Source organism: Streptomyces sp. NPDC002309 (genome assembly GCF_053593375.1).
On the sequence record NZ_JBSFCI010000031.1, the window covers coordinates 75,720 to 100,232 of the forward strand.

Sequence of the window (24,513 nt, forward strand, 5' to 3'; positions counted from 1 at the left end):
AGGCTCCGGCGCGCGTCACATGGGAGGGAGAACCGCATATGCAGAACCGTTTCAACCGAGGTGTGGCCGCACTCGTCGGCATCGCGCTCGCCGGCACCGGCCTGACCGCGCTGAGCGCCGCTCCGGCAGCCGCCGACTCGTACGACTGCCCGGCCGGCTACTTCTGCGGGTGGACCGGACAAAGCGCCACCGGCACGATGTGGAAGACGAACAAGAACGTCGCCGACCTGGGCAGTTGGGACAACAAGATCCGCTCGTACGTCAACCGCACGAAGTCGATCGCCTGCGTCTACGAGGACAAGGACTACTCGCCGTGGGGCGGCTACTGGTCCCAGGAGCCGAACACGCCCGGTGAGTGGAGCAGCGGCCAAGAGGCGACCACCAGCTCGATCAAGTTCGTCCGTACCGAGCGGGAGTGCAGCCAGACCGCGTACCCGCGCTGGTACTCGGAGGTCTCGCCGAAGTCCCTGGGCTTCGGGGACATGAACGGCGACCGCAAGGCCGACGTGGTCGCCCGGGACAAGGCCGGACGGCTCTGGTTCACGCCGGGCAACGGCAGCGGCAGGCTCATCGGAGGGGGCGGCTGGAACAGCATGAACGCCCTGACCCGGCACGGCGACTTCAGCCGTGACGGCCGGGAGGACCTCCTCGCGCGGGAGGCGTCCACCGGCAAGCTGTGGCTCTACGCCGGCACCGGCACCGGCTCGCTCGGCGCCCGCAAGCTGCTCGGCTCGGGCGGCTGGAACTCCATGACCCGTATCACCGCCTTCGGCGACCTGACCGGCGACAAGCGTTCCGACCTGATCGCGGTCGAGAAGGCCACGGGCAAGCTGTGGCTGTACCCGGGCACGTCGACCGCGCGTCTCGGCACCCGCAAGCTGCTCGGCTCGGGCGGCTGGAACAGCATGAACGCCCTGGTCGGCATGGGCGACGTGACCGGTGACGGCCGTGCGGACCTGTACGCGCGGGAGGCGTCCACCGGCAAGCTGTGGCTCTACCCGGGCACGTCCTCCGCCCGCCTCGGTGCCCGCAAGCTCATCGGATCCGGCGGCTGGAACTCCATGGCGAACCTCTTCTCGGTCGGCGACTTCTCCGGCGACGGACGCCCCGACCTCGCCGCGGTGACCAACGAGAAGTACGTGATCGACGGCTACCCGGGCCACCTGGGCTGGTTGGTCACCTACCGGGGCCGGAACACCGGCGGCCTGCTGGCGGGCGAGCGCACCGACGGTGAGTGGTGGGGCCTGAACGGCCTCTACTAGGCCCGGCTCAGTTCGGCGACGTCGTCGAGGACCCCGTCCCGGCCCGGGTCGCGTCCCTGCCCCAGCTGGCCAGGAGACGCAGTCCCTCCGCGGACGGGGAGCCCGGCTCCGCGTGGTACGTGATCAGGGACTGCTCGGCGTCGTCGAGCAGTCGGAAGGACTCGAAGGACAGGGCCAGTTCGCCGACGAGCGGATGGCGCAGCCGCTTGACGCCGTGGCTCTTCTCCTTGACGTCGTGGGTGGCCCACAGGCGCCGGAACTCGGAGCTCTTGACGGACAGCTCCCCGACCAGGGCCGACAGGCGCGGGTCGTCGGGGTGGCAGCCGGCGTCCATGCGGAGGAGCGCGACGATGTCGGAGGCCTTCTGGTCCCAGTCGACGAACAGGTCGCGGTACTCCGGTTCCAGGAACACCAGCCGGGCCCAGTTCCGCTCCTGCGCCGGCATCTCCGCCCAGTCGCCGAAGACGGCGGCCGCCATCCGGTTCCAGACCAGGATGTCCGAGCGGCGCCCGACGATATAGGCGGGGATGCCGTCCATCGTGTCCAGCAGCTGCCGCAGCGCGCCCCGCACGTGCTGCGTGCGCGCCGACTGCTTCTTCTTGTGCTGCTTCGGCCGGGCCAGGTGCGTGAGGTGGGCGTGCTCGGCGTCGGTCAGCCGCAGCGCCCGGGCGATCGCGTCGAGCACCTCGCCCGACACGTTCCGTCCGTTGCCCTGCTCGAGCCGCGTGTAATAGGCGACCGACACGCCGGCCAGCTGTGCCAGCTCCTCGCGGCGCAGCCCGGGGACCCTGCGGTGCCGTCCGTAGTCCGGCATCCCCACGTCCTGCGGCTTGAGGCGGGCCCGCCGACTGCGCAGGAACTCGCTGAGCTCGGCACGCCGGTCCAGGCCGCCGCCGGGCTCCTCCACATGCGCGGGCTGTCCGTCCATACGCCCAGTATTCCTGGTCCTACGCAGACGAGCCTGCCCCCGCCAGTGGTAGGCACAGCGAACGTACGCAAAGCCGTGGCCTGGGTGGATGTGCCGTGGGGCGGCAGTCTGGACGATGTGCCCGGCGGACAGCGGCCGGGCGGACTTCCCTAGGAGACCCCTCGGTATGACCACTGTCCTCGCGTACGCCGCCCCCGCCGCCAAGGCTCCGCTGGAGCGCACCACGATCGAGCGCCGGGAGGTCGGTGAGTTCGATGTCCTGATCGACATCAAGTACGCCGGAATCTGCCACTCCGACATCCACCAGGCCCGGGAGGGCTGGGGCCGGGCCGTCTTCCCGATGGTCCCCGGCCACGAGATCGCCGGTGTCGTGGCCGAGGTCGGCGCCGGTGTGACCAGGTTCGCCGTCGGCGACCGGGTGGGTGTCGGCTGCATGGTCGACTCCTGCCGTGAGTGCGACAACTGCAAGGCCGGCCTGGAGCAGTACTGCCTCAAGGGCGCCGTGATGACCTACAACGGCGTCGGCAAGGACGGGCAGCCGACGTACGGCGGCTACTCGCAGAAGATCGTCGTCGACGAGAACTACGTCGTCGGCGTCCCGGAGGGCATCGGCCTGGACGAGGCCGCGCCGCTGCTGTGCGCCGGCATCACCACCTACTCCCCGCTCAGGCACTGGAACGCGGGCCCGGGCAAGAAGGTCGCCGTCGTCGGCTTGGGCGGCCTCGGTCACATGGCCGTCAAGCTCGCCCACGCCCTCGGTGCGGAGGTGACGGTCCTCTCGCAGTCGCTGCGCAAGAAGGAGGACGGGCTGAAGCTGGGCGCCGACCACTACTACGCCACCAGCGACCCGAGGACCTTCGAGGAGCTGGCGGGCGCCTTCGACCTGATCGTGTCGACGGTCTCGGCCCCGCTGGACCTCGGCGCGTACCTCGCGCTGCTGAGGACCGACGGCGCGCTGGTGAACGTGGGTGCCCCCGAGGAGCCCGTCTCGCTCAACCTGTTCTCGGTGATCACCGGCCGCAAGACCCTCGCCGGGTCGGGCATCGGCGGCATCCAGGAGACCCAGGAGATGCTGGACTTCTGCGCCGAGCACGGCCTCGGCGCCGAGATCGAGGTGATCCGCGCGGACCAGATCAACGAGGCGTACGAGCGGGTGCTGGCGAGCGACGTCCGGTACCGGTTCGTGATCGACACCGCCACGATCTGATCGTTCGGTTCCTTCCTCGGCGGCCAGGTGGCGGAGCGCCTCCGGGCCGCCGAGCGTGCGGGTCCGCCCCGCCCCTACGGCAGCGGCGGCTGAGCCCGTGGCCGCGCCCGGCGCGGCGGGCATGGCATGTGTCACCGAGCGCGGAAGCCCGCCGGAAGCAGGCTTCCGGCGGGCTTCCCGTGACCCTCAGCCGCGCCGAACCGGCGCGGCGGGTGATCACTTGCCGTAGTAGGCGTTGTAGATCGAGATCGTCGACTTGTTGTTCTTCTTGTCGGTGATCTTCGCGTGGAACGAGATCGCCTTGCCCTTGGCCGGGTTCTTGACGGTGATCTTGCCGTTCTTGACGGTGATCTTCTTCCAGGTCTGGCCGTAGTCGTAGGACACCCACACGCCCAGCGACTTGAGGTTGCTTCCCTTCGCCGCGCCCTCGACGACGACCGGGAAGGTCACCGTACGACCGGCCGTGACGCGACTGTCCAGGCCGGTGGGCGCGTTGAACCGGACCGTGGAAGCGGGCAGCCTGGCCAGCTCGGTGGTCGGCTTCTTGGAGCGGAACGTCCAGCCGGCGTCGATCCGCGTGGCCGCCGCGGCGACCTTGACGGTCCGCTTCACCGACGTGGTCAGCCGGTACTCGGCGTCACCGGACGGGACCCGGAACACCTCCTCGCCGAACAGCGGATCGTCGTTCGAGCCGACCTTGACGCCGTTGCGGTACAGGGTCGTGTTCACCGAGGTGAACAGCGAATCACCCGCGTTCCGGGACCCGTCGGCGAACAGCGGCACGTAGCCGAAGATCTCGTTGCCCTCGCGGTACAGGCCGAACTCGCTGTTCAGGGTGGGGCCGAAGACCGCCTTGTTGAAGGTCCGCGTGTACGACGTGCCCGCCTTGTACGTCAGCGGGTCGCCGGTGGTGTAGTACGCCTCCCCGATCGGGTAACCCAGCGGGTCCTTGCCGCCGTACTGCTCGAAGTCGAAGGTCCACTTGATGCCCTGGGACGTCGACAGGTACAGCGTGCGGCTGGCGGGCAGCTTCTGCTCCGCGGGCTCACCGGCGTAGAACTCGTCGGCGATGACGCCGACCGGGCTGATCGCACCGGTCTTGCCAGAGGTCGAGGCGCCGAGGCCGGACTTGACCGTGGCGAGTTCGCTCTTGCTGAAGTTACGGACCTTGGCGCCCTGGATCTTCTTGACGGCCGCGGTGGTCACCACGTCGTACTCGGCCGAGGCGCCCTTCGTCCACTGGCCGCCCCAGGTCTGGGTCAGGCCGGAGGCGATCTCGCCGCCGAGGTGGGCCATCCGCAGGTCGGCGAAGGAGCGGGCGCCGACACCGACACCGATCTCGAAGTCCGCGCCTTCCAGGTAGTAGCTGACCATCGCCGACCGCGGCTCGGCGGCGGCGTCCGGGACGGTGATGGTGGCGGACCTGGCCGTCCGTGCGTCGATCGTCACCGAGGTGTTCCTGGTGACGGCCAGCCGGGGCTGGACCAGCCAGTCGACGCCGCCCTCCAGGGTCTCGAAGTCCTTGGCGATCCAGGCGTTCAGCAGATAGGTGCCCTTGGGCACGCGCACCGTGGTGGTGCCGGACGCGGCCGGCGGAACCTGGTGAGCGCGGCCCTCGCCCGGACCCGAGTAGCCGAGCAGCACGGTGTCGTAGTCGTCCGTCCCCTGCCCGTCCCGGCCGATGTGCTTGACCGTGACGTCGTACGACTCCGCCTCACGCTGCACGGCGGCGGCCGTGCGGACGCTCTGCCCGCCGCCCGTCGCGGTCACGTACGCGGAGTACGCGCCGTCGAGGGTGCCGCCCAGCCTGGTGTCGACGGTGAGGTCGACGGAGGCCTCGCCGCCCGCCGGGACGGTCACCTCGGTCGCGCCCAGCGTGAAGAAGCCCGCCGGGGCCGGCCGCCCCTCGGGGCCGGTGGCGGTGGCCTTCAGGTCCAGGGTGACGTCGCTGGTGCCGAGGTTGCGGTACGTCAGCTGCCGGGCGACCGGGGTGTCGTCGGTGTGCGGCCACTGCTGGACGCCGAAGCTCAGCGACACCGGGTCGGCGATCACCGTCTGCCGGAGGGCCTTGTCGACCTGGATCCGGCCGGTGCCCTGCTCGAACGGCGTGTAGGGGCCGCCCTTGGTGGACGCGGTCAGCGCGCCCTTGAGCTCGGCGTACGTCCAGTCCGGGTGTTGCTGCTTGAGGATCGCGGCGGCGCCCGCGACATGCGGCGTCGCCATCGACGTGCCCGAGATGGTCAGGTAGCCGGCCGGGCTCTCGCCGAGCTCCTGGCCGATGGCGCTGCCATGGGCGGCCGCGGCGGTGATGCTCACGCCGGGCGCGGTGACGTCCGGCTTCACGGCGCCGTCACCGAGGCGCGGGCCGGTGCTGGAGAAGAAGGCCAGCGTGTCCTTGTCGTCCACGGCGCCGACGGTGAGCGCGGCTTCCGCGCTGCCCGGCGAACCGATCGACTCGGGACCGGAGTTGCCGGCCGCGATGGCGAAGAGGATGCCCTTCTCGGCGGACAGCCGGTTGACGGCCGCCTCCAGCGGGTCGATCTCCGGAGTGTCCATGCCGCCGAGGCTGAGGTTGACGATGTCGGCGCCCTGCTCGGCCGCCCACTCCATGCCGGCCAGGATGCCGGAGTCGTCGCCGAAGCCGCTGTCGTCCAGGACCTTGCCGTTGAGGATCTCGGCGCCGGGCGCCACGCCCTTGTACTTGCCGCCGGACTTCGCGCCGGTGCCGGCCACGGTGGACGCGACGTGCGTGCCGTGGCCCTGCTTGTCGGTGGCGTCGGCCGCGCCGGTGAAGTTCTTCGACGCCACCACCTGGGACGTGAGGTCGGCGTGGGTGCTGTCGACGCCCGTGTCGAGGACGGCGACCCGCACGCCCTTGCCGTCGTAGCCGGCCGCCCATGCCGCGGGGGCGCCGATCTGCGCCACGGACTTGTCGAGGGTGGCCTTGCGGACGCCGTCGAGCCAGACGTGCGCGATGCCGGAGACGGTCCGGCCGCCGTCGGTGACGGCGTCCCACAGTTCCGCCGTGTCCTGGTGCGTGGTCTGCACGGCGTCCGCGTTCAGCGTCCTCAGGTTCCGGCGCAGGGTGCCCGCGTCGCGGACGTCGGCCTTGACGGCGGTGGCGGGGCCCTTGTAGCCGACGATGACCTTCGGGCCGTTCTTCTGGGCCTTGCGGGTGGCGGACTTGTTCAGCTCGGTGATGTCGAACAGCCGCTGGTCCAGCTTGCCGGTGGCGACCAGCCGGGCCGCGTCGGCGGGTATCACCAGGGTGTGGCCGTTCGCCTTGCGTATCTGCACCGGTATGTGCTCGCGGCCCTCGGCCCGGTCCAGGCCGACGATCCGCCCCTTGGCGTCCACGGAGACCCGGTCTCCGGTGATCAGGGTGATGCGGTGATGGGACGTCAGCTTCGCGGGGCCGCTCGGGCCCTGCTCGGGCTTCGCGCTCGCCGGGCTGGTCAGACCCGCCGCGAGGGCGATGGCGGCAGCGGTGGCGACCGCCGCCGCACCGGCTCTCTTCACTTGTCTGCGCAAAACTCTTCCCCTGGAGTCGATGAACCGAGCGAATTCCTCGCTCACCCGGTCGAGGGCGCTCTCGTACACGCGTGCGTGCACCCCCCGGATCACGCAGTATGCCGGGGGGTGATCGGCCGCCTCAAGGGAGTACCTCGTCACGAGTCGGCCATAAAGACGACTTCGCCGTGAACATCTCCCACGGAACCGGGGACCGCGGTGAGCCGGCGCCCTCGACCGCTAGGAGCCGGCGTTCTCCTTCACCGTGATGCGCCCCTTCCTGATCGTCGCCACCCGGGGGGCCTTGGCCGCGATGGCCGAGTCATGGGTGACCATGACGAAGGTCAGCCCCTGTTCCTTCCAGGTCCGTTCGAGCACGTCCATGATCTCGTCGCGCATCGACTCGTCGAGGTTCCCGGTCGGTTCGTCGGCCAGCAGCACCTTCGGCCGCTTCACCAACGCCCGCGCGATCGCGACGCGCTGCTGCTGACCGCCCGACAGTTCCCCGGGCAGATGCCCGAGCCGCTCGCCGAGCCCCACCGAGTCCAGCGCCTCGGCGGCACGTTCCCGCCGCTCCTTGGTCTTGATGCCGAGGGGCACGAGGGCGGTCTCGACGTTCTCCTGGGCGTTCAGCGTGGGGATGAGGTTGAAGCTCTGGAAGACGAAGCCGATGCTCTCGCTGCGCACCCGGGTCAGCCGCGCCTCGGGCAGCCGGGCCAGGTCGGTCCCGTCGAGGACGATCTCGCCGGAGGTGGGCCGGTCGAGGCCGCCCAGCATCTGGAGCAGTGTCGACTTGCCGCCGCCGGTGGGGCCCTGGATAACCAGCCGGTCGCCGTCGGCTATCACGAGGTCGACGCCGTCCAGCGCGCGCACGGCGGCCTTGCCCCGGCTGTAGTGCTTGGTGACGACTTTGAGTTCGTACATGGTGGTGCAACTCCCGGTATGCGTAGGGATGGTGGCCGGTGCGCGAGACAGCCGGGCAGGCGCGGTGCGCACCGAGTGCGCGCGGAAGGCCGCGCGACCTGCCGCGGCGGGACCGCGGCCGCGCCGCGGTTCGCGGCTACTCCACGCGCCGCAGTGCGTCCGCCGGCCGCAGGCGCGAGGCCCGCCACCCGCCGAACGCGCCGGCGACGAGCCCACCGGTCACGGCCAGCGCGACGGCGAGCGCGATGGTCGCGACGCTGACGGGGGCCGACAGGGCGACGTCGAGCGTGCGGGCCGCGGCCTGCCTCGCCGGGCCACCGCCGAAGCCGCCGCCCGGTCCGGCCGGTCCGCCCCCGGCGCCGCCGAGTTCGGCCTGCAGCGTCGGGCTGATCGCGGTGACGGCGTACGCCCCCGCCAGCCCGAGCGCGATCCCGAGCGCGCCGCCGACCAGTCCGGTGACGACGGCCTCGCCGACCACCTGCCGGGTCACCCGCCCGGACCGCCAGCCGAGCGCCTTCAGCGTGCCGAACTCCCGCACCCTGCGCGACACCGCCGAGGACGTGAGCAGCCCGGCGACCAGGAAGGCGGCGACCAGTACGACGATCGACAGCCACCGGCCGACGCTGCCGGCGAGGTCGGAGGCGGTCGACAGGGAACCGGAGACGGTGTCCGCGAGGTCGGCGGAGGTCGTCACGGTCGTACCGGAGATGTTCTTCTGGATCTCGGACTTGACGGCGTCGATCCGCTGGGAATCGGTCGCCTCGACGTAGATGGTGGTGACTTCGTCCGCCGAGTCGCTGAGCGTCTGCGCCTGCTGGAGGGGGATGTAGAGGTCGGCCGCCGCGTCGCCGCTGTCCGGGGTGGCGATGCCGATGACCTCGTACTTGACGTTCTTGATGGTGACCGTGTCGTCGACGGCCAGCTTCTTCTCCTTGGCGTAGGAGGCGTCGGCGACCGCCATCTTCGCGTCGGTCTCGGCGGCTTCGAACGTCCGGCCGCTGGTGATCTTCGAGGAGGTCAGCGGGCCGAGGCCGGGCTCGGTGACGTCGGTGCCGAAGACGGAGTAGCTGTCGACGCCGAAGTCCGCGCCGCCGCCCTGGACCCGCCCTTCGGTGGGAGGTCCGGACGGCCGGTCGCCGCCCTGCTGGAACTCACCGCGGGTGAACTCCCCGCTGACCTTGAGGACCTGGAGGCTCAGGCCGCCGACCGCGTTCGCGACGCCGTCCTGCGAGCCGACCTTCGTGACCGTGGAACTCGCCAGGGTCTCGAAGCCCCGGACCATGACCCGGTCGCTGCTCTGCTCCTCGCCGGAGTCGCTGTCGCGCGCGTCGAACCGGAACCGCGGTCCCTGAGCCTGCCCTTCCTCGGCGGGGTCGGCGGCCTTGGTGACGGTCATGTCGGTGCCGAGGCCGTACAGCGACTGCAGGATCCTGTCCTGCGCCTGCCCCATGCCGGACGACACGGAGTTGACGACGATGACCAGCGCGATGCCCAGCGCGAGACCGGAGGCGACGACGAGGGCCGCCCTTCTGCGGCGGCGCAGTTCGCGCCTCAGGTAGGTGAAGAACATGGACGCAAGCTAGGGACGCACCGTGATGACCGAATAAGGCGGCGATAAGAGGAGGATGAGAAGCTTCGCGGGCGTCGGCGGGAAAAGGCGAAGGCCGCCCGGAGCGGGCGGCCTTCTTCTTCGAACGGGTGCGAGGAGCGCGGGTCAGACGGCGGAGCCGGCCTTCCACTCCGCCCAGCTCATGTTCCAGCCGTTGAGGCCGTTGTCCGGTGCGATGGTCTTGTCGCCCGTGTTCTGGACGACCACGACGTCACCGACGATCGAGTTGCTGAAGAACCACGCGCCCTCGGTGTTCGGGTCGCCGGCGCCCTTGGTGTCGTTCAGGCCGATACAGCCGTGGCTGGTGTTGACGCTGCCGAAGATGGAGTCGTCGCCCCAGTAGTTGCCGTGGATGAAGGTACCGGAGGTCGACAGGCGCGCGGCGTGCGGCACGTCCTTGATGTCGTACTCGCCCTTGCCGTCGTCGTCGGTGAAGCCGACCGTCGCGCCGTCCATCCGGGTCTCCTTGAACTTCTCGGAGATCACCATCTGGCCCTCGTACGTCGTGTTCTCGGGGGCGCCGGCGGAGATCGGGATGGTCTTGACGACCTTGCCGTCCTGCGTGACCTTCATCTGCTTGGTCTCCGCGTCGACGTAGGAGACCTGGTTGCGGCCGATGGTGAAGGACACCGTCTTCTGCTGGACGCCGTAGACGCCCTCGGCGCCCTCGACGCCGTCGAGCGCCAGCTTCAGCGTGACGGTCGAGCCTTCCTGCCAGTAGTCCTCGGGGCGGCAGTCCATGCGGTTGGCGTTGAACCAGTGGCAGGCGACCTCCTGGCCGCCGCTGGTGGTGACGGTGATGCCCTTCTGGACGTCCGCCTTGTTGGTGATCGCCTTGTCGAAGTTGATCGAGACCGGCATGCCGACACCGACGGTGGTGCCGTCGTCCGGGGTGAACGAGCCTATGAAGCTGTTGTCCGGGGAGACCGTGGTGAAGGACGCGTTCTCGTGGGCCTTCAGGCCCTTGGCGTCCTTCGCGGTCACGGCGATCTTGTAGCGCGTGGAGCGCTCCAGCTGGCCGCTCGGCTTCCAGCTGGTCCTGTCGGCGGAGATCTCGCCCTCGACGGCACCGCCGTCGGCCGTCGTCATCGTCACCTCGGTGAGCGTTCCCTTGCTCACCGTGACGGCCGCCGAGTTGTTGATGGAGGCGTTGGCCGAGCCGTCCTTGGGCGTGATCTTGATCTGGGCCTCTGACGTCTTCTGCGCGGCAGCCTCGTCGACCTTGGACTGCGAGCTGTCGTTGCCGCCGTTCCCGGCGGCCTCTCCTTCGCCGCTGGAGCACGCCGAGAGCACCAGTACGCCACCGAGCAGTACGGACGCGACCGTCAGGCCCCTGCGCCGCTTACTGTTCGTCATCACACGCTTCTCCATCGTTGCCGAATCCCCAGAACCCCGCGAGTCCCGTTCAGAGTCCTCATCAACCAATTCCAACGCTACGACCGGTTCATCCCGTTCCATATTCCTTCCGCGTGTGGGCCACGCCACGTCCGCGGCGCCGGTGGCCCGTGGTGCGGGTGTCGAACCGTGCGCCCTGTGAGACGAGTGAACCCCGGGCCGTGGTTGCCGCCCGGGGTCACGATTTCCCCAAGCCGCGTCAATGGACCCGCTCTTCCTCTTCCTCTTCGTCCACATCATCCTCGTCAAGATCCCAGTCCGGTGCGTCGGGGTCGTAGTCCACCTGCTCGCTGCTCCAGGAAGCCTGCTGGAGTTCGATCCCGGGCACCTCGCTCACCAGGTCGAACGGGTCGACGAGATACGCGAGTGCCTCCGCGGTGTCTTCCGTCACAGCGCTCTCGGCGTGTACCCGCTCCTCGGCCGGCATATCGGCGTCCTCGGAGATCCGCCGCTGTGCCGCCCGGGTCACGGCCCCCGCGTCGTCGACCTGGAGGACGAGTTCCACCCGAAGGCGTACAAAACCTACTGTCTCTGGAGTGCTCATGCCCGGAGCGTACGGCCACGGACCCCCGGACTTTCCCACGACCCGCGGCTTTCACTAGCATCGCCCCACACGGCCAATTCGCCGACGTCACAAGGGGATCGATATTCCGTGTCATCCGCTCGCCGTCCGTTGCTGACCGCCACCGCCGCGGGCACCCTGCTGGGGGCCCTCTGGTTCGTCCCCTCCGCCAACGCGACCTCGGACGGGCCGGTAAGAGAGCAGGCCATGACGGTGACGACGCATGTCGGAGCCGCGACCACGGACGCCGGCCCGGCCAGGGATTCCGATGCGGTCGCCGTCACGGACACCGTGACCCGGACGGGGACCGGAGCGGCGATATCAGGGACCGCCGGAACCGCCGGGACCCGTCTCGCGGACACCGGCAGCTTCGACAGCACGCCCTACGTCTTCGGCGGCGCGCTCTGCCTCACGCTGGGCGCCGGATTCGTCGCGTACTCGGTGCGCCGCGAGCGCCTCGGGTTCTGACGCGGCACCACGTCAGGGGCGCCGGGAGCTCACTTGACGCGCTCCGGCCTGCGACCCATAGTCCGATCATGAACAGATCATCGGGTACGCGGATGCGCGTCACGCTTGCCGTGAGTGCGCTGTCGCTCGCCCTCATCACGGGTTGTGCCGAGAGCGGTCCGGCCGACTCCAAGGACACCAAGGGGTCGGGCTCCTCGGACGGCACGACCGCCGAGAAGGCGCTCAGCGCCGCCGAGTTGAAGAAGCTGATCATCGCCCAGGGCGATGTCGAGGGGTACAAGGTCGGGGCCACCGACTCCTCCTTCCCGAGCTCCAAGAGCGAGGTGAAGGTCGACAAGGCGGAGTGCGAGCCCCTCGCCTTCGCCATGGCCGGGCTCGCGCCGGGTGACTCGTCCGCCGCGGCGAGCGGCACGGCCACCGAGGAGAAGAAGCCGTCGGACACCGCCTCCGACTCCCTCGAGGACCTGACCTCGGGTGAGATGGAGGACGCGTTCACCGACGCCATGAGCATCAAGATGGTCGTCGTGGGCCTGTCCTCCTACGGGGGCGACGGCGCCGAGAAGACGTTCAAGTCCGTCTCCGACGCGGTCGCGGGCTGCGCCGGCGGCTTCACCATCGCCGCGCAGGGCAGCGAGCAGAAGCTCACCGGGATCGCCGCGGTGAAGGCGTCCGGCACCGGCGACAAGTCGGTGCGGTTCACCGCCGCCGGCGCGACGGAGGAGTCGGGCGGCGAGGAGGTCAAGGTGCTCACCGAGGTGGTGCGGCACGGCGGCACCATCGCCACCTACTACTCCATCGACTTCGGCACGATGCTGACGGGCGAGGAGCCCGAGATGCCGGCGCCCGTCATCGACGCGCAGGCCGCCAAGCTGAAGTGACCCACGGGGCCCCGCCGTCGTCGTACCGCGGGGCCCGGTGCGTCCTCCCACGAGCGGTCACGGCGACGGCCGGGCCACCGTCACCGCAGCGGGCCGGTGACCGCCTCCGCCGCCGCGACCAGATGTCCCTCGCGTACGAAGACGTCCGCCGCCGCGAGGTCGGGCGCCAGGAAGCGGTCCGGCCCCGGGCCCGCCACACCGGCGGCCCGCACCGCGTCGATGACCGCCCGTGAGGCCGGTGCCGGCTCCAGTCCCTCGCGCAGTTCGACGGCGCGGGTGGCGGCGTACAACTCGACGGCGATGACCCGCGCGAGGCCGTCCACGGCCGTGCGCAGCTTGCGCGCCGCCGACCAGCCCATCGACACGTGGTCCTCCTGCATCGCGGAGGACGGGATGGAGTCCGCCGACGCCGGAACGGCGAGCCGCTTCAGCTCGCTCACCAGCGCGGCCTGCGTGTACTGGGCGATCATCAGCCCGCTGTCCACCCCGGCGTCGTCGGCGAGGAACGGCGGCAGCCCGTGGCTGCGGTTCTTGTCCAGCAGCCGGTCGGTACGCCGCTCGGCGATCGACGCGAGGTCGGCGGCGGCGATCGCGAGGAAGTCCAGCACGTAGGCGACCGGGGCGCCGTGGAAGTTGCCGTTGGACTCGACCCGGCCGTCCGGGAGGACGACGGGATTGTCGACGGCGGAGGCGAGTTCGCGGTCGGCGACGAGGCGGGCGTGGGCGAGCGTGTCGCGTCCGGCGCCGGCGACCTGGGGCGCGCAGCGGACCGAGTAGGCGTCCTGGACGCGGGGCGCGTCGCCCTGGTGATGGCCCGTCAGGCCGGAACCCTTGAGCACGGCCAGCATGTTGGCGGCGCTGGCGGCCTGACCGGGGTGCGGGCGGATCGCGTGCAGCTCGGGGGCGAGGACCTTGTCGGTGCCGAGCAGGGCCTCCATGGACAGGGCCGCGGTGATGTCGGCGGACTTGTAGAGGGTGTCGAGGTCGGCGAGGGCCATCAGCAGCATGCCGAGCATGCCGTCGGTGCCGTTGAGCAGGGCGAGGCCCTCCTTCTCGCGCAGTTCGACGGGTGCGATGCCGTGCGCGGCCAGCAGCTCGGCGGCGGGCCGCACGACCCCGTCCGGACCTTCGGCGTCCCCTTCGCCCATCAGGGTGAGGGCACAGTGCGACAGGGGCGCGAGGTCGCCGGAGCAGCCGAGCGAGCCGTACTCGTGGACGACGGGGGTGATGCCGGCGTTCAGCAGGTCCGCCATGGTCTGCGCGACCTCGGGGCGCACACCGGTGTGCCCGGAGCAGACGGTCTTCAGCCGAAGGAACATCAGCGCCCTGACGACCTCGCGCTCGACGGCCGGTCCCATGCCGGCGGCGTGCGAGCGGACGATGTTGCGCTGGAGCTGGGTGCGCAGTTCCTGGCCGATGTGCCGGGTCGCGAGGGCGCCGAAGCCGGTGGAGACGCCGTAGACCGGGTCGGGCTTGGCCGCCAGGGCGTCCACGATCTCGCGGGCCGCGGCGAGGGCGGCCACCGCCTCGCCGGAGAGCTCGACGCGGGCGTCGGCGCGCGCCACGGCGAGAACGTCGGACGCGGTGACCCCGGACGTTCCCACCACCACAGTGTGCATATCCATATTCAGGAGCGTACGCAGTGAATTCAAGGATGTCACGAGTGCGGGTGGGATGTGCCCCTTACCACCCGTACCCCCTCACCACCCGATGCGCCTGACGCCGGGCGCCGGCAGCCACCCGGGCACGCCACGCTCTACCGGGGCCGGCGCGCTCAGTCGCGGCCGCGGAAGCGGCGGCGTTCGCCGGCGGCGCCCTCGGGGGGCGCGTCCGCGAGGCGCACGACAGGGTCGTCGGGACCCTCCCGGCCGGCCACCACCGCCTTGGCCGCGCGGACGCCCTTGGCCCGGTACTGGGCGGCGTCCGCCAGCCGGAACAGCCGACGGGCGGATCGGACCTGGCCGATCGGGTCCTCGGTGGACGCGACGCCGCAGGCCACACCGTCGCCCAGCTCCAGCTCGGCGGCGCGGCGGCACAGCTCGTCGGCGACCTTGACGACGTCGTCGGCGGGCGGGCCGACGGCGAGCAGGCAGAACTCGTCACCGCCGAGGCGGGCCGCGAGGGTGCCGGGCAGCATGGCGCCGCACAGCGAGAGCACGGAGCCGAAGCGTTCGAGGAGGCGGTCGCCGACGGCGTGCCCACGGGTGTCGTTGACGCGCTTGAGACCGTTGAGGTCGCAGACGACGAGACTCACCACGACCCCGTCCCTACGGTGCCGCTCGACGGCCTCCTCCAGGCGCATGTCCACGGCGCGACGGTTGGCGAGACCGGTCAGGGAGTCGGTGAACGCGAGCTTCCGGGCCTCCTCCAGCCGCTCGGTCTGCGCGATGCCGGCGGCGACGACGGCGGCCAGCACCGTGGCGAAGTCGGCGTCGCCGCGATCGAAGACGGGGGCGCCCAGGGGCCGGGCGACGTAGAGCTCGCCCCAGGCGCGGCCGTGCAGTACGACGGGGGCGACGACGCAGCAGCCCCGGCCCCTGCGCCGCAGGGCGGCGACGCGCTGATGGCAGAAGCCGGCGCTGTCCGCGGTCGGTCCCTCGGCGGTCTCCACCCAGGCGTCGGGCTCACCACCGCCCGCCCACTTCTCGTGCAGGAACTCGGTGATCTCGGCGAACTGATGCACCGGGTAGGTCTCGTCCTCCGGGAACTCCTCCTCGTCCGCCACGCGCTCCCCCACGTTGACGAGCACGCGCAGCCGCCCGAGGTCCCGCTCCCACACCGAGAGCGCCGCGAAGCTCCCGTCCAGCGCCCGGCACGCCCCGAGCGCGGCGGCCCGCCACGAGTCCCGCACCGACTGCGCCGCGGCCATCCCCTGCGCCAACGCCACCACAGCCGCGAGCCGACTCTCCACACCCATTCCTCCAGGCTAGGGAGGTTCCGGATGAATGGGGTTGTTTGCGGAGCGGTGGGGTGAGAGGCCCCCACCGGCACGAGCGGCGGGGACACGTCGCCCCGGGCCGCCTCGACAGCGGATCACCCGACCGCCACGACCGCCGGGGGGCGCCGCGCGGCGCGTTCACCGGACCGGCGCGTTCACCGGACCGGCGCGCGACCGCCGGAGCAGCACCACACGGCACGTCCACCTCACCCGAGCAACCGCCGGAGCAACACGACACGGCACGTCCACCTGACCGGTGCGACGCGGCGCACCCGCCCAGCCCGCGACGCGTCCGTCACTCGCCCGGCCACTCGGGCCTGCGCTTCTCGTTGAAGGCCGCGACGCCCTCCGCCCGGTCACCCGAGAACGCCACCGAGCGCCACGCCGCGTCCTCGACCTCCAGTCCCGCCGACAGGTCCAGTCCGTGCCCCAGTCGCAGGGCCCGCTTGGCGGCGCGCAGGCCCACCGGGGAGTTCGCGGCGATCCGGGAGGCCAGCGCGAGCGCCTCCTCCCGGTCCCGTCCCTCCTCCACGAGCACGTCCACCAGCCCCAGCTCGCGCGCCTCGGGCGCCTCGACGCGCCGCGCGGTGAAGATCAGCTCGGCAGCCCTCGCCGCCCCGACGCGCCGCGGCAGCAGCTGTGTGCCGCCGCCTCCGGGAATCACCCCCACGGACACCTCCGGCAACCCCACCACCGCCGTACCGTCCGCCACGATCACATCGCACGACAGCGCCAGTTCGAACCCGCCCCCGAGCGCGAACCCGTGCACCGCCGCCACGGTCGGCACCGGCAGTTCGAGCACGCCGGTGTACGCCCCCCGCGCCACCGGCCGCTGCCGGACGAGCTCCGCGTCACTGAGCGAGTTCCGCTCCTTGAGGTCGGCTCCCACGCAGAAGGCCCGCTCATGCGTCGACGTCACCACGACCGCCCGCACCGCCCGGTCCGCGCCGAGCGCCGCGCACGCCGCGCCGATCGACCTGGCCATCTCCGTGGACACGGCGTTCATGGCCTTGGGCCGGTCCAGCGCCAGCTCCGCGACATGCCCGTCCCCGTGCCGCCGCACCAGCACGAACTCCCCGAACCGCTCCTCGCTCATGACACCCTCCCGGTTAACGCGGGTTAACAAGACTCGACGATCATTCCAGCCCAGCCCCGCCGGGGGAAGGCCGGTCCCTGGCGCGCCCGGGTTCCCGGATCACCCTCCGACACCCCGTTCGAGTGACATACCGCCCGACTCACTCCCCCGCCCCGGCGCGAGCGCATAGCGTGCGAGCGCCATGGCGCACCGGGGGGGCGCAGGGGCATCGGGGAGGAACCGGCATGAGGACCGACACGCCGACGGGCGTCCCGTCGAGAAACGGCCAACGGAACGGCCAGGGAAGCACCACCCAGGGAAGCGGCCAGGGTGGCGCCGCGAAGGACGGCCAGGGGAGCACGCCGAAGGACGCCCAAGCGGGCCCGCGGAGGGACGGCAAGGGGGGCCCGCAGAGGGACGGCCGGCGAATCCCGAAGGGAGACGGCCAGGGCGGCACCTCACAGCGCACCCAGGGCGGCACCCAGCGGAAGAATCAGGGAAGCGCCCAGCAGAACGACCGGGAGAGCGCCCCGGGGAACGCCCAGGGAAGCACCCCGAGGACCGGTCCCGGAGACCGGCACCCGGAACCGGTGGACAGCCAGAACGCCGGTAGCGCGGTCGCCGGGGAGGACGGCCGCCCGAGCACACCGGAGGACGGCCAGGGAAGCACCCAGGAGAACGGTCACGGAAGCCCCCGGGGCGGCCACCAGGAAAGCACCCCGGCGGAAGCCCTTCGCACCCGTCTGAAAACCGCCCCGGCGATCGCCGTGCCCACCAGCCGTGCGGCAAGCACGCCGATCGACCCACCCACCACCCCTGCAGCCGCCCCGGACAGCACCCGGCCCACCAAGCCCACAACCGGCCGGGACCACACCAGGCCCACCACCGGCCCCACAACGGGACCTGACCGCAACAAGCCCACCACCGGCCCCACAACCGGCCCGGACCACACCACACCCCCCAGGCCGACAAGCGGCCCGCGCAACACCCCGCCCACTGAATCCACCGAATCCGCCCGATCCACCGAATCCAAGGTCGCCCCCGGCAACACCCCACCCGCCGAACCCGCCAGATCCGCCACCCCCGGCAACGGGCGGCTGAACAGTCAGGGCAACGACGCGACCCAGCGCGGCTCCCGCCCGTCACCGAGCACGCAGCCCCGCGACGGCGCCCTCGGCGCGCCCGACGCCCCCGACGCCGGAGAGGCCGAGCCGCCCGCCACCGCGCCCCAAGGCGCCTGGAGCGCCGGCAGTCGTGGACGGCACCGTCGGCCCCGGACCCGCAAGATCCTTCTCCTCGCGGCGGGCGCCCTCGCCCTGGCCTCCGGTTTCCTGAGCCTCGTGCACCTGGCGCCGGACTCCGGGCTCGGCGGCGGCAGCGGAACCAGGGCGGCCGGACCCACCCCGGACTCGGCGGTCAGCAGCGAGCAGGCCGCGAACACCTCCGCGCCGGTGACCCCCGGCACCGGTACCGCGGGGCCCTCCGCCTCCGGCCCGCTGAGCGGACCAGGCACGCCTCACGCGCACGGCATGACGCCCACCGCGCCCGGTTCTCCGCGTGCGTCCGCACGGACCGACGCACACGTCCCGGGCACGGGTACAGGCACGGACACGGGTACGACCATCCCGGACGCCTCGAACGCTCCCGGCGTGCCGACGGCCCCGCAGCCCCCCACAGGAACCGGCGGCACGGGCCACACCCCACCGCCCCCGCGCCCGCCCACCGCGAGCCCGGCCCCCGCGCCGACACCGGCTCCGAGCGCCCCGGCCCCACCGCCCGACCGGCCCGTCCTGTGCGTGCCGGTCCTCGACCTGTGTCTGGGGTCCCTCACCCAGGGGTGAGCCGAGGTCCCGCTACAGCGCGCCGTCCCGCCGCGTGAGCAGCCACGGCTCGACCACGCCCAGCCCGCGCACCGGTCGCTGCCACATCGGCTGGAGCCCGAAGCGGTACGCCGGCGGCTCCTCGCCCTCCTTCTCGGCGGCCGCCGCGGCCTCGGCCGCCTCCGCCTCGGAGGCGGGAGCCTCACCGCTGCGGATCAGCTCCTCGGCGAAGGCGCTGTCGACCAGGACGGCGTCCCGTGGCGCTATGGACGTGAGCCGAGAGGCCAGGTTCACCGTCGTCCCGAAGACGTCGCCCATACGGGTCGTGACCGTGCCGAAGGCGATGCCGACGCGCAGTTCGGGCATCGTCTCGTCGTTCGCGAGGGTCTCGATGAGCCGCAGCGCGATGTCGGCGGCGACCCCCGCGTCGTCCGCGGCGTAGAGCACCTCGTCGCCCAGGGTCTTGATCAGTCTGCCGCCCCGCGCCGCGACCAGATCGGCCGCCGTGGTCTCGAAGGCCTCGACCAGCTCGCCGAGTTCCTCCTCCTCCAGGCGGCGCGTCAGCCGTGTGAACCCGACCAGGTCGGCGAAGCCGACGGCCAGCCGCCGGTCCACCATCTCCTCGTCGTCGCCCGCCTGTACGACCCGTCCGGTCGCGGCGGCCAACTGGCGCCGCCAGACGTAGACGAGGAACTCCTCCAGCTCCGGCAGGAGCAGCTCGATGAGGGGGTAGGTCACCTCGGTGCGGGTCATGCCGGGCTCGGGCGGCTCGGTCAGGCCCTCCAGGAAGGAGTCGATCTGCCACTCCGCGAGCCGGGCGGTGGTCTGTCCGGTGGAGCGGGCCACCTGCACGGCCATCGCCTCGCTGAGCAGCCCCGCCTCGACCAGACCCGCCAGGCGCCGCAGCGCCAGGACGTCCGCCTCGGTGAGCGCCTTGGCCTGGCCTATGTCGGCGAAGCCCATGGCGCGCCAGAAGCGGGAGGCCAGTTCCATGGACACGCCGGCGCTACGGGCCGCCTGGAACGGTGTGTAGCGCCGCTCGGCGCCCAGGATGAGCCCTTCGAGCCGCAGGGCGAGCGGGTCCTCGCCGGAGTCGGCGCCCTGCGGGTCCGTGCCGGAGCCCGTGTCGTCGACGGTCACGCCTGCTGCCCTTCCGATCTGCCGCGGTCAGGTATCGACCGGCCCCAACTTTACGTCAGCTGTGCCCCAGGTCACTCCCTCCGGCACCGCGGTCAAACCCCCCTCAAGTGCACGATGTCACCGGCACCGACCGGTTCCTGCATGCCCGCCTCCGTCGCCAGCACCAACCGGCCGTCGCCGTCCACCGCGACCGCCTCGCCGACGATCGACCGGTCTCCCGGCAGTTCGGCGCGGACCACCCTCCCCAGCGTGGCGCACCCGGCGGCATACGTCTCCTGCAAGCCGCTGGACACCGGGTCGCCCCCGGCGGTCCGCCACCGCCGGTACCACTCCTCCAGCGACCGCAGCACGGCCCTCAGCAGCGGGTCCCGGTCCGTGTTCACCGCCCCGGCGAGCGCCAGCGAGCCCGCTGTCGGCACCGGCAGCTCGTCCTCACGCAACGAGACGTTCAGGCCCACGCCGATGACCACGCCGTCGTCCCCCGCCCGCTCGGCGAGGATGCCACCGGCCTTGCGCTCCTCGCGGTCCACCGTCACCAGCAGGTCGTTGGGCCACTTGAGTGCCGCGTCGACCCCGGCCGCCCGCGACAGGCCCGTGGCCACGGCCACGCCGGTGAGCAGCGGCAGCCAGCCCCAGCGGGCCACCGGGACCTCCGCCGGGCGCAGCAGCACCGAGAAGAACAGGCCGGAGCGCGGCGGGGCCGTCCACTGCCGGTCGAGGCGGCCCCGCCCGGCGGTCTGCTCCTCGGCGATCAGCACCGCCCCCTCCGCGGCCCGGCCCTCGACGGCCCGGGCCACCAGGTCGGAGTTGGTGGAGCCGGTCCGCTGCACCACGTGCACCTCGGACCACAGGCCCCCCTCGCGCACGAGTGCCTTGCGCAGGGCCGCGGGGTTCAGCGGCGGCCGGTCCAGATCGGTCCAGCGGTTGCTCGGGTCTGAGGAGTCTCGGGGCGTCATGCAAGCCACCCTAGGTGTGGTAAACGCCGCACTGCCGATCGGTGGGCCCCCCACTACGCTACGGATGAGTAACCGTCCCCCTTTTGAGCAGGCAGGGAGCCGCATCCCGATGTCCGAGCCGGAAGAGCGTCAAGAGCGTCAAGAGCGTCAAGAGATCGACATCCACACGACCGCGGGGAAGCTCGCGGATCTCCAGCGCCGTATCGAGGAAGCGACGCACGCCGGCTCCGCTCGCGCCGTCGAGAAGCAGCACGCGAAGGGCAAGTTGACGGCACGTGAGCGGATCGCGCTGCTGCTCGACGAGGATTCCTTCGTGGAGCTGGACGAGTTCGCCCGGCACCGCTCCACCAACTTCGGCCTGGAGGAGAACCGCCCTTACGGCGACGGCGTGGTGACCGGCTACGGCACCGTCGACGGCCGTCCGGTCGCGGTGTTCTCGCAGGACTTCACCGTCTTCGGCGGGGCGCTCGGCGAGGTCTACGGGCAGAAGATCGTCAAGGTGATGGACTTCGCGCTGAAGACCGGCTGTCCGGTCATCGGCATCAACGACTCCGGTGGCGCCCGCATCCAGGAGGGCGTGGCCTCACTGGGGGCGTACGGCGAGATCTTCCGCCGCAACACCCATGCCTCGGGCGTGATTCCGCAGATCAGCCTGGTCGTCGGGCCCTGCGCGGGCGGCGCGGTGTACTCGCCCGCCATCACCGACTTCACGATCATGGTCGACCAGACCTCGCACATGTTCATCACCGGCCCGGACGTCATCAAGACCGTCACCGGCGAGGACGTCGGCTTCGAGGAGCTGGGCGGCGCCCGCACCCACAACACCGCCTCGGGCGTGGCCCACCACATGGCCGGCGACGAGAAGGACGCCATCGAGTACGTCAAGCAGCTGCTGTCGTACCTGCCGTCCAACAACCTCAGCGAGCCCCCGGCGTTCCCGGAGGAGGCGGACCTCGTCCTCAGCGACGAGGACCGCGAGCTGGACACGCTGGTCCCGGACAGCGCGAACCAGCCGTACGACATGCGCACGGTGCTGGAACACGTCCTCGACGACGGCGAGTTCTTCGAGACGCAGCCGCTGTTCGCGCCGAACATCATCACCGGCTTCGGCCGGGTGGAGGGCCGTCCGGTCGGTCTGGTCGCCAACCAGCCGATGCAGTTCGCGGGTTGCCTCGACATCGCGGCCAGCGAGAAGGCCGCGCGGTTCGTGCGGACCTGCGACGCGTTCAACGTCCCGGTGATCACCTTCGTCGACGTCCCCGGCTTCCTGCCCGGCGTCGACCAGGAGCACGAGGGCATCATCCGCCGCGGCGCCAAGCTGATCTACGCCTACGCCGAGGCCACCGTCCCGCTGATCACCGTCATCACGCGCAAGGCCTTCGGCGGCGCCTACGACGTCATGGGCTCCAAGCACCTGGGCGCCGACCTCAACCTGGCGTGGCCGACCGCCCAGATCGCCGTGATGGGCGCCCAGGGCGCCGTGAACATCCTGCACCGCCGCACCATCGCGGAGGCGGACGACGTCGAGGGGACGCGGGCGCGGCTGATCCAGGAGTACGAGGACGCCCTCCTCAACCCCTATGTCGCGGCCGAGCGCGGTTACGTCGACGCGGTGATCATGCCGTCGGACACCCGCAGGCACATCGTGCGCGGTCTGCGTCAGCTGCGCACCAAGCGGGAATCCCTGCCTCCGAAGAAGCACGGCAACATCCCCCTCTAGCCGATCCCGTCCAGACGACCCCGAGCTCCTGGAGCAGACATGACGATCAAGGTCGTACGGGGCAATCCGACCCCGGAGGAGCTGGCCGCCGCCCTGGCGGTGGTCCGCGCCCGCGCCGCGGCGGCGTCGGCCCTGCCGCCCGGCGCGCCCCGCCCGCGGGACTCCTGGTCCGACCCGGCCCGCCTCGCCGCCCAGCACATGCCGCCCGTGGGGCCGACGGCGTGGGCGCGCACCTACTGGCCGGCCTGAGGCACCTCCGCCGCACCCGGACGGGGCCCGGGTTCCCTCGGCCGGGGGAACCCGGGCCCCGTCCGTTCAAGTTGAGTACGCGTACTCAGGCGCCGCCCGGCACCGCCGACCGACGATCGACGGCATGCTGTGGTCCGACCCGGAGAACGAGCCGCCGAAGGAACTGCGCGACATGCAGGTGATGTTGTGGCGGCTGGGCGTTCTCATGGCGCTGGCCATGGTTCTCGCGATGATCGTGATCGGCCTGGGATGAGCCGTTCGGAGTACGCCGATACGCTGGCCGCATGACTGATCAGCCGCACCGCCGACTCGTGCTCGCCTCCCAGTCCCCCGCCCGGCTCGGACTGCTGCGGCAGGCCGGACTCGCCCCCGAGGTGATCGTGAGCGGCGTCGACGAGGACGCCGTGACCGCGCCCACGCCCGCGGAGCTGGCACTCGCGCTCGCCGAGGCCAAGGCATCCGTCGTGGCCGCCCGGCCCGACGTGAAGGGTGCCCTGGTGATCGGCTGCGACTCGGTGCTCGACCTGGACGGCGAGGCGCTCGGCAAACCGGCCGACGCCGCGGAGGCCACGGCGCGCTGGAAGGCGATGCGCGGCCGGGCCGGCACCCTCCAGACGGGCCACTGCGTCTACGACACCCTGAGCGGGCGGTACGCCTCCGCCACCGCCTCCACGGTCGTCCGTTTCGGTGACCCCACCGACGAGGAGATCGCCACGTACGTCGCCTCCGGCGAGCCGCTCCACGTCGCCGGCGCGTTCACCCTCGACGGCCGCTCCGCGCCGTTCATCGACGGCATCGACGGCGACCACGGGAACGTGATCGGCATCAGCCTGCCCCTGGTCCGCCGTCTGCTGGCGGAACTGGGCGTCGGGATCACGGAGCTGTGGGCGCCGGTGGAGGGCTGACCGGGGCGTCGGTGACGGGGGAGACGCCCTGCGGCGGCCTCCCCGCCCCGTCCGGGTCGTCGGCGTCGTCCGCCGCCTTCCGGGACGCGGGCCGCTCGTGGCCGTCGTACGTCATCAGGAGCAGCACGACGAGGCCCATCGCGACCATCAGGAACAGGAACGCGTCCGAGCCCACCAGCCCCCAGGAGACCGCCCCCAGCACGCCGTGCACCACTGCCACGCTGATCAGCAGGACACGCCCGAGCCCGGCCGGGGCGCGGTCGCGCACGGCGACCCGAAGGGCGATCACGCCGCACAGGGCGAAGTAGAGCCCGAAGAGCACGCCGCCGATCTTCGAGGACAGGGACATCACGTCCGGGTCGAGACCCGCCAGGGACATGTCCTGGTTGTCGACCATCATGCCCATGATCCACTGCAGCGCCGCGATGCCGAATCCCTCGGCGACGAGCACGAGCGCCACGATCCACGCCACCGGCCTGCGCACCACCGGTCCCCACCCACTTTCGGCCGCCGTACCGCCACACGGGGCCATTACCCCGAGTACGTCCGAGTACATCGCGCACGCTACTAACGGGTAAACCGCGGGACAAGGGTTGCGCCGTAGGCAAAGAATCATTGGGCCATTCGTAGGGACTCGACAAAGAATCGGAGTGGGGCGCGGCACGCTCTCACAGAGACCTTGGCCACATGGGAGGGCTAGGGTTTCCCGGAGGAGTCCTGGGTGCCGCGCTGCGACAAGGGATTTCGTAGGTCGAGCAAGCCTCGCATCACGCTCCGTGTGGGCAAGCTCACCAGTGGGGACGGGTCGAAGTGCCGTGTCGGCAGTCCCTAAACTCGGCTTGTTTCAAGGAGGGAGCCTCAATCGTGCGCAAGGTGCTCATCGCCAACCGTGGCGAAATCGCTGTCCGCGTGGCCCGGGCCTGTCGGGACGCCGGTATCGCGAGCGTCGCCGTCTACGCCGAACCGG

General features: G+C 71.5%; 22 protein-coding genes. 10 read left to right on the top strand and 12 right to left on the bottom strand.

Annotated elements, in window-relative coordinates; genetic code table 11:
- Nucleotides 1–38: 38 nt before the first annotated feature.
- Entirely contained in the window at nucleotides 39–1,262 is a 1,224-nt protein-coding gene (locus tag ACWCPM_RS24755) for an FG-GAP-like repeat-containing protein (protein WP_450978440.1), read from the top strand.
- Between the two features lie 7 nt (nucleotides 1,263–1,269).
- On the opposite strand, the gene ACWCPM_RS24760 is transcribed toward ACWCPM_RS24755, so the two are convergent.
- Entirely contained in the window at nucleotides 1,270–2,190 is a 921-nt protein-coding gene (locus tag ACWCPM_RS24760; RefSeq protein ID WP_450978441.1) for a helix-turn-helix domain-containing protein, read from the bottom strand.
- A 166-nt stretch (nucleotides 2,191–2,356) separates the two neighbouring features.
- Here ACWCPM_RS24760 and ACWCPM_RS24765 point away from each other — a divergent pair, with 166 nt between their 5' ends.
- The gene (locus ACWCPM_RS24765; protein ID WP_450978442.1) at nucleotides 2,357–3,397 is read left to right on the top strand and encodes an NAD(P)-dependent alcohol dehydrogenase; all 1,041 of its coding nucleotides are present in this window, start codon (nucleotides 2,357–2,359) and stop codon (nucleotides 3,395–3,397) included.
- A 216-nt stretch (nucleotides 3,398–3,613) separates the two neighbouring features.
- On the opposite strand, the gene ACWCPM_RS24770 is transcribed toward ACWCPM_RS24765, so the two are convergent.
- The 5 genes from ACWCPM_RS24770 to ACWCPM_RS24790 all read right to left on the bottom strand — a co-directional run bounded on the left by ACWCPM_RS24770 (nucleotide 3,614) and on the right by ACWCPM_RS24790 (nucleotide 11,379).
- A complete protein-coding gene (locus ACWCPM_RS24770) occupies nucleotides 3,614–6,916 on the bottom strand; it encodes a S8 family peptidase (RefSeq protein WP_450978443.1) in 3,303 nt (1,100 codons plus the stop codon).
- Nucleotides 6,917–7,147: 231 nt separating this feature from the next.
- Complete coding sequence (locus tag ACWCPM_RS24775; RefSeq protein ID WP_450978444.1) at nucleotides 7,148–7,831, bottom strand: ABC transporter ATP-binding protein; 684 nt, start codon at nucleotides 7,829–7,831, stop codon at nucleotides 7,148–7,150.
- A gap of 136 nt (nucleotides 7,832–7,967) precedes the next feature.
- A complete protein-coding gene (locus ACWCPM_RS24780) occupies nucleotides 7,968–9,401 on the bottom strand; it encodes an ABC transporter permease (RefSeq protein ID WP_450978445.1) in 1,434 nt (477 codons plus the stop codon).
- Between the two features lie 144 nt (nucleotides 9,402–9,545).
- A complete protein-coding gene (locus tag ACWCPM_RS24785; RefSeq protein ID WP_450978446.1) occupies nucleotides 9,546–10,796 on the bottom strand; it encodes a L,D-transpeptidase in 1,251 nt (416 codons plus the stop codon).
- Nucleotides 10,797–11,034: 238 nt separating this feature from the next.
- Nucleotides 11,035–11,379 (bottom strand): hypothetical protein, encoded by a 345-nt coding sequence (locus ACWCPM_RS24790; protein ID WP_450978447.1) that lies wholly within the window; start codon nucleotides 11,377–11,379, stop codon nucleotides 11,035–11,037.
- 108 nt (nucleotides 11,380–11,487) lie between these two features.
- On the opposite strand from ACWCPM_RS24790, the gene ACWCPM_RS24795 reads away from it, so the two are divergent.
- Both ACWCPM_RS24795 and ACWCPM_RS24800 read left to right on the top strand, forming a co-directional pair.
- Nucleotides 11,488–11,865: a hypothetical protein gene (locus ACWCPM_RS24795; protein WP_450978448.1), complete on the top strand. Its 378-nt coding sequence runs from the start codon at nucleotides 11,488–11,490 to the stop codon at nucleotides 11,863–11,865.
- A 68-nt stretch (nucleotides 11,866–11,933) separates the two neighbouring features.
- Nucleotides 11,934–12,743, top strand: coding sequence for a hypothetical protein (locus ACWCPM_RS24800; RefSeq protein WP_450978449.1), 810 nt, complete (start codon nucleotides 11,934–11,936; stop codon nucleotides 12,741–12,743).
- Between the two features lie 80 nt (nucleotides 12,744–12,823).
- Here the strand turns inward: ACWCPM_RS24800 and hutH are convergent, their stop codons facing one another.
- The 3 genes from hutH to ACWCPM_RS24815 form a co-directional block, all read right to left on the bottom strand.
- A complete protein-coding gene (hutH, locus tag ACWCPM_RS24805; protein WP_450978465.1) occupies nucleotides 12,824–14,362 on the bottom strand; it encodes a histidine ammonia-lyase in 1,539 nt (512 codons plus the stop codon).
- A 155-nt stretch (nucleotides 14,363–14,517) separates the two neighbouring features.
- Entirely contained in the window at nucleotides 14,518–15,660 is a 1,143-nt protein-coding gene (locus ACWCPM_RS24810) for a diguanylate cyclase domain-containing protein (RefSeq protein WP_450978450.1), read from the bottom strand.
- 316 nt (nucleotides 15,661–15,976) lie between these two features.
- Nucleotides 15,977–16,777, bottom strand: a complete 801-nt coding sequence (locus tag ACWCPM_RS24815) for an enoyl-CoA hydratase/isomerase family protein (RefSeq protein WP_450978451.1) — start codon at nucleotides 16,775–16,777, stop codon at nucleotides 15,977–15,979.
- A gap of 224 nt (nucleotides 16,778–17,001) precedes the next feature.
- On the opposite strand from ACWCPM_RS24815, the gene ACWCPM_RS24820 reads away from it, so the two are divergent.
- Nucleotides 17,002–18,597 (top strand): hypothetical protein, encoded by a 1,596-nt coding sequence (locus ACWCPM_RS24820; protein WP_450978452.1) that lies wholly within the window; start codon nucleotides 17,002–17,004, stop codon nucleotides 18,595–18,597.
- Nucleotides 18,598–18,609: 12 nt separating this feature from the next.
- On the opposite strand, the gene ACWCPM_RS24825 is transcribed toward ACWCPM_RS24820, so the two are convergent.
- The gene (locus tag ACWCPM_RS24825; protein WP_450978453.1) at nucleotides 18,610–19,716 is read right to left on the bottom strand and encodes an adenylate/guanylate cyclase domain-containing protein; all 1,107 of its coding nucleotides are present in this window, start codon (nucleotides 19,714–19,716) and stop codon (nucleotides 18,610–18,612) included.
- Between the two features lie 92 nt (nucleotides 19,717–19,808).
- On the bottom strand, nucleotides 19,809–20,672 hold the full coding sequence (locus tag ACWCPM_RS24830; RefSeq protein ID WP_450978454.1) for a biotin--[acetyl-CoA-carboxylase] ligase: 864 nt from the start codon (nucleotides 20,670–20,672) through the stop codon (nucleotides 19,809–19,811).
- 109 nt (nucleotides 20,673–20,781) lie between these two features.
- Here ACWCPM_RS24830 and ACWCPM_RS24835 point away from each other — a divergent pair, with 109 nt between their 5' ends.
- The 4 genes from ACWCPM_RS24835 to ACWCPM_RS24850 all read left to right on the top strand — a co-directional run bounded on the left by ACWCPM_RS24835 (nucleotide 20,782) and on the right by ACWCPM_RS24850 (nucleotide 23,546).
- Nucleotides 20,782–22,392, top strand: a complete 1,611-nt coding sequence (locus ACWCPM_RS24835) for an acyl-CoA carboxylase subunit beta (protein ID WP_450978455.1) — start codon at nucleotides 20,782–20,784, stop codon at nucleotides 22,390–22,392.
- Nucleotides 22,393–22,431: 39 nt separating this feature from the next.
- On the top strand, nucleotides 22,432–22,641 hold the full coding sequence (locus tag ACWCPM_RS24840; RefSeq protein WP_450978456.1) for an acyl-CoA carboxylase epsilon subunit: 210 nt from the start codon (nucleotides 22,432–22,434) through the stop codon (nucleotides 22,639–22,641).
- Between the two features lie 124 nt (nucleotides 22,642–22,765).
- The gene (mmpB, locus tag ACWCPM_RS24845) at nucleotides 22,766–22,894 is read left to right on the top strand and encodes a morphogenic membrane protein MmpB (protein ID WP_450978457.1); all 129 of its coding nucleotides are present in this window, start codon (nucleotides 22,766–22,768) and stop codon (nucleotides 22,892–22,894) included.
- Nucleotides 22,895–22,925: 31 nt separating this feature from the next.
- Nucleotides 22,926–23,546 carry a Maf family protein gene (locus ACWCPM_RS24850; protein WP_450978458.1) on the top strand — a complete coding sequence of 207 codons (621 nt, stop codon included), beginning with the start codon at nucleotides 22,926–22,928 and terminating at the stop codon, nucleotides 23,544–23,546.
- On the opposite strand, the gene ACWCPM_RS24855 is transcribed toward ACWCPM_RS24850, so the two are convergent.
- The gene (locus tag ACWCPM_RS24855) at nucleotides 23,515–24,078 is read right to left on the bottom strand and encodes a hypothetical protein (RefSeq protein WP_450978466.1); all 564 of its coding nucleotides are present in this window, start codon (nucleotides 24,076–24,078) and stop codon (nucleotides 23,515–23,517) included. The genes ACWCPM_RS24850 and ACWCPM_RS24855 overlap by 32 nt on opposite strands.
- 332 nt (nucleotides 24,079–24,410) lie before the next feature.
- Between ACWCPM_RS24855 and ACWCPM_RS24860 the strand changes: the two genes are divergently transcribed.
- Nucleotides 24,411–24,513, top strand: a 103-nt coding sequence (locus ACWCPM_RS24860; RefSeq protein ID WP_382268234.1) for a biotin carboxylase N-terminal domain-containing protein, incomplete at its 3' end; no start/stop codon positions are given.

Bases quoted from the DNA above. Each gene is read 5' to 3' on its own strand.
- ACWCPM_RS24755 (WP_450978440.1), top strand. From the start codon at position 39: ATGCAGAACCGTTTCAACCGAGGTGTGGCCGCACTCGTCGGCATCGCG.
- ACWCPM_RS24760 (WP_450978441.1), bottom strand. From the start codon at position 2,190: ATGGACGGACAGCCCGCGCATGTGGAGGAGCCCGGCGGCGGCCTGGAC.
- ACWCPM_RS24765 (WP_450978442.1), top strand. From the start codon at position 2,357: ATGACCACTGTCCTCGCGTACGCCGCCCCCGCCGCCAAGGCTCCGCTG.
- ACWCPM_RS24775 (WP_450978444.1), bottom strand. From the start codon at position 7,831: ATGTACGAACTCAAAGTCGTCACCAAGCACTACAGCCGGGGCAAGGCC.
- ACWCPM_RS24780 (WP_450978445.1), bottom strand. From the start codon at position 9,401: ATGTTCTTCACCTACCTGAGGCGCGAACTGCGCCGCCGCAGAAGGGCG.
- ACWCPM_RS24785 (WP_450978446.1), bottom strand. From the start codon at position 10,796: ATGACGAACAGTAAGCGGCGCAGGGGCCTGACGGTCGCGTCCGTACTG.
- ACWCPM_RS24790 (WP_450978447.1), bottom strand. From the start codon at position 11,379: ATGAGCACTCCAGAGACAGTAGGTTTTGTACGCCTTCGGGTGGAACTC.
- ACWCPM_RS24800 (WP_450978449.1), top strand. From the start codon at position 11,934: ATGAACAGATCATCGGGTACGCGGATGCGCGTCACGCTTGCCGTGAGT.
- hutH (WP_450978465.1), bottom strand. From the start codon at position 14,362: ATGCACACTGTGGTGGTGGGAACGTCCGGGGTCACCGCGTCCGACGTT.
- ACWCPM_RS24810 (WP_450978450.1), bottom strand. From the start codon at position 15,660: ATGGGTGTGGAGAGTCGGCTCGCGGCTGTGGTGGCGTTGGCGCAGGGG.
- ACWCPM_RS24815 (WP_450978451.1), bottom strand. From the start codon at position 16,777: ATGAGCGAGGAGCGGTTCGGGGAGTTCGTGCTGGTGCGGCGGCACGGG.
- ACWCPM_RS24820 (WP_450978452.1), top strand. From the start codon at position 17,002: ATGAGGACCGACACGCCGACGGGCGTCCCGTCGAGAAACGGCCAACGG.
- ACWCPM_RS24830 (WP_450978454.1), bottom strand. From the start codon at position 20,672: ATGACGCCCCGAGACTCCTCAGACCCGAGCAACCGCTGGACCGATCTG.
- ACWCPM_RS24835 (WP_450978455.1), top strand. From the start codon at position 20,782: ATGTCCGAGCCGGAAGAGCGTCAAGAGCGTCAAGAGCGTCAAGAGATC.
- ACWCPM_RS24840 (WP_450978456.1), top strand. From the start codon at position 22,432: ATGACGATCAAGGTCGTACGGGGCAATCCGACCCCGGAGGAGCTGGCC.
- mmpB (WP_450978457.1), top strand. From the start codon at position 22,766: ATGCTGTGGTCCGACCCGGAGAACGAGCCGCCGAAGGAACTGCGCGAC.
- ACWCPM_RS24850 (WP_450978458.1), top strand. From the start codon at position 22,926: ATGACTGATCAGCCGCACCGCCGACTCGTGCTCGCCTCCCAGTCCCCC.
- ACWCPM_RS24855 (WP_450978466.1), bottom strand. From the start codon at position 24,078: ATGGCCCCGTGTGGCGGTACGGCGGCCGAAAGTGGGTGGGGACCGGTG.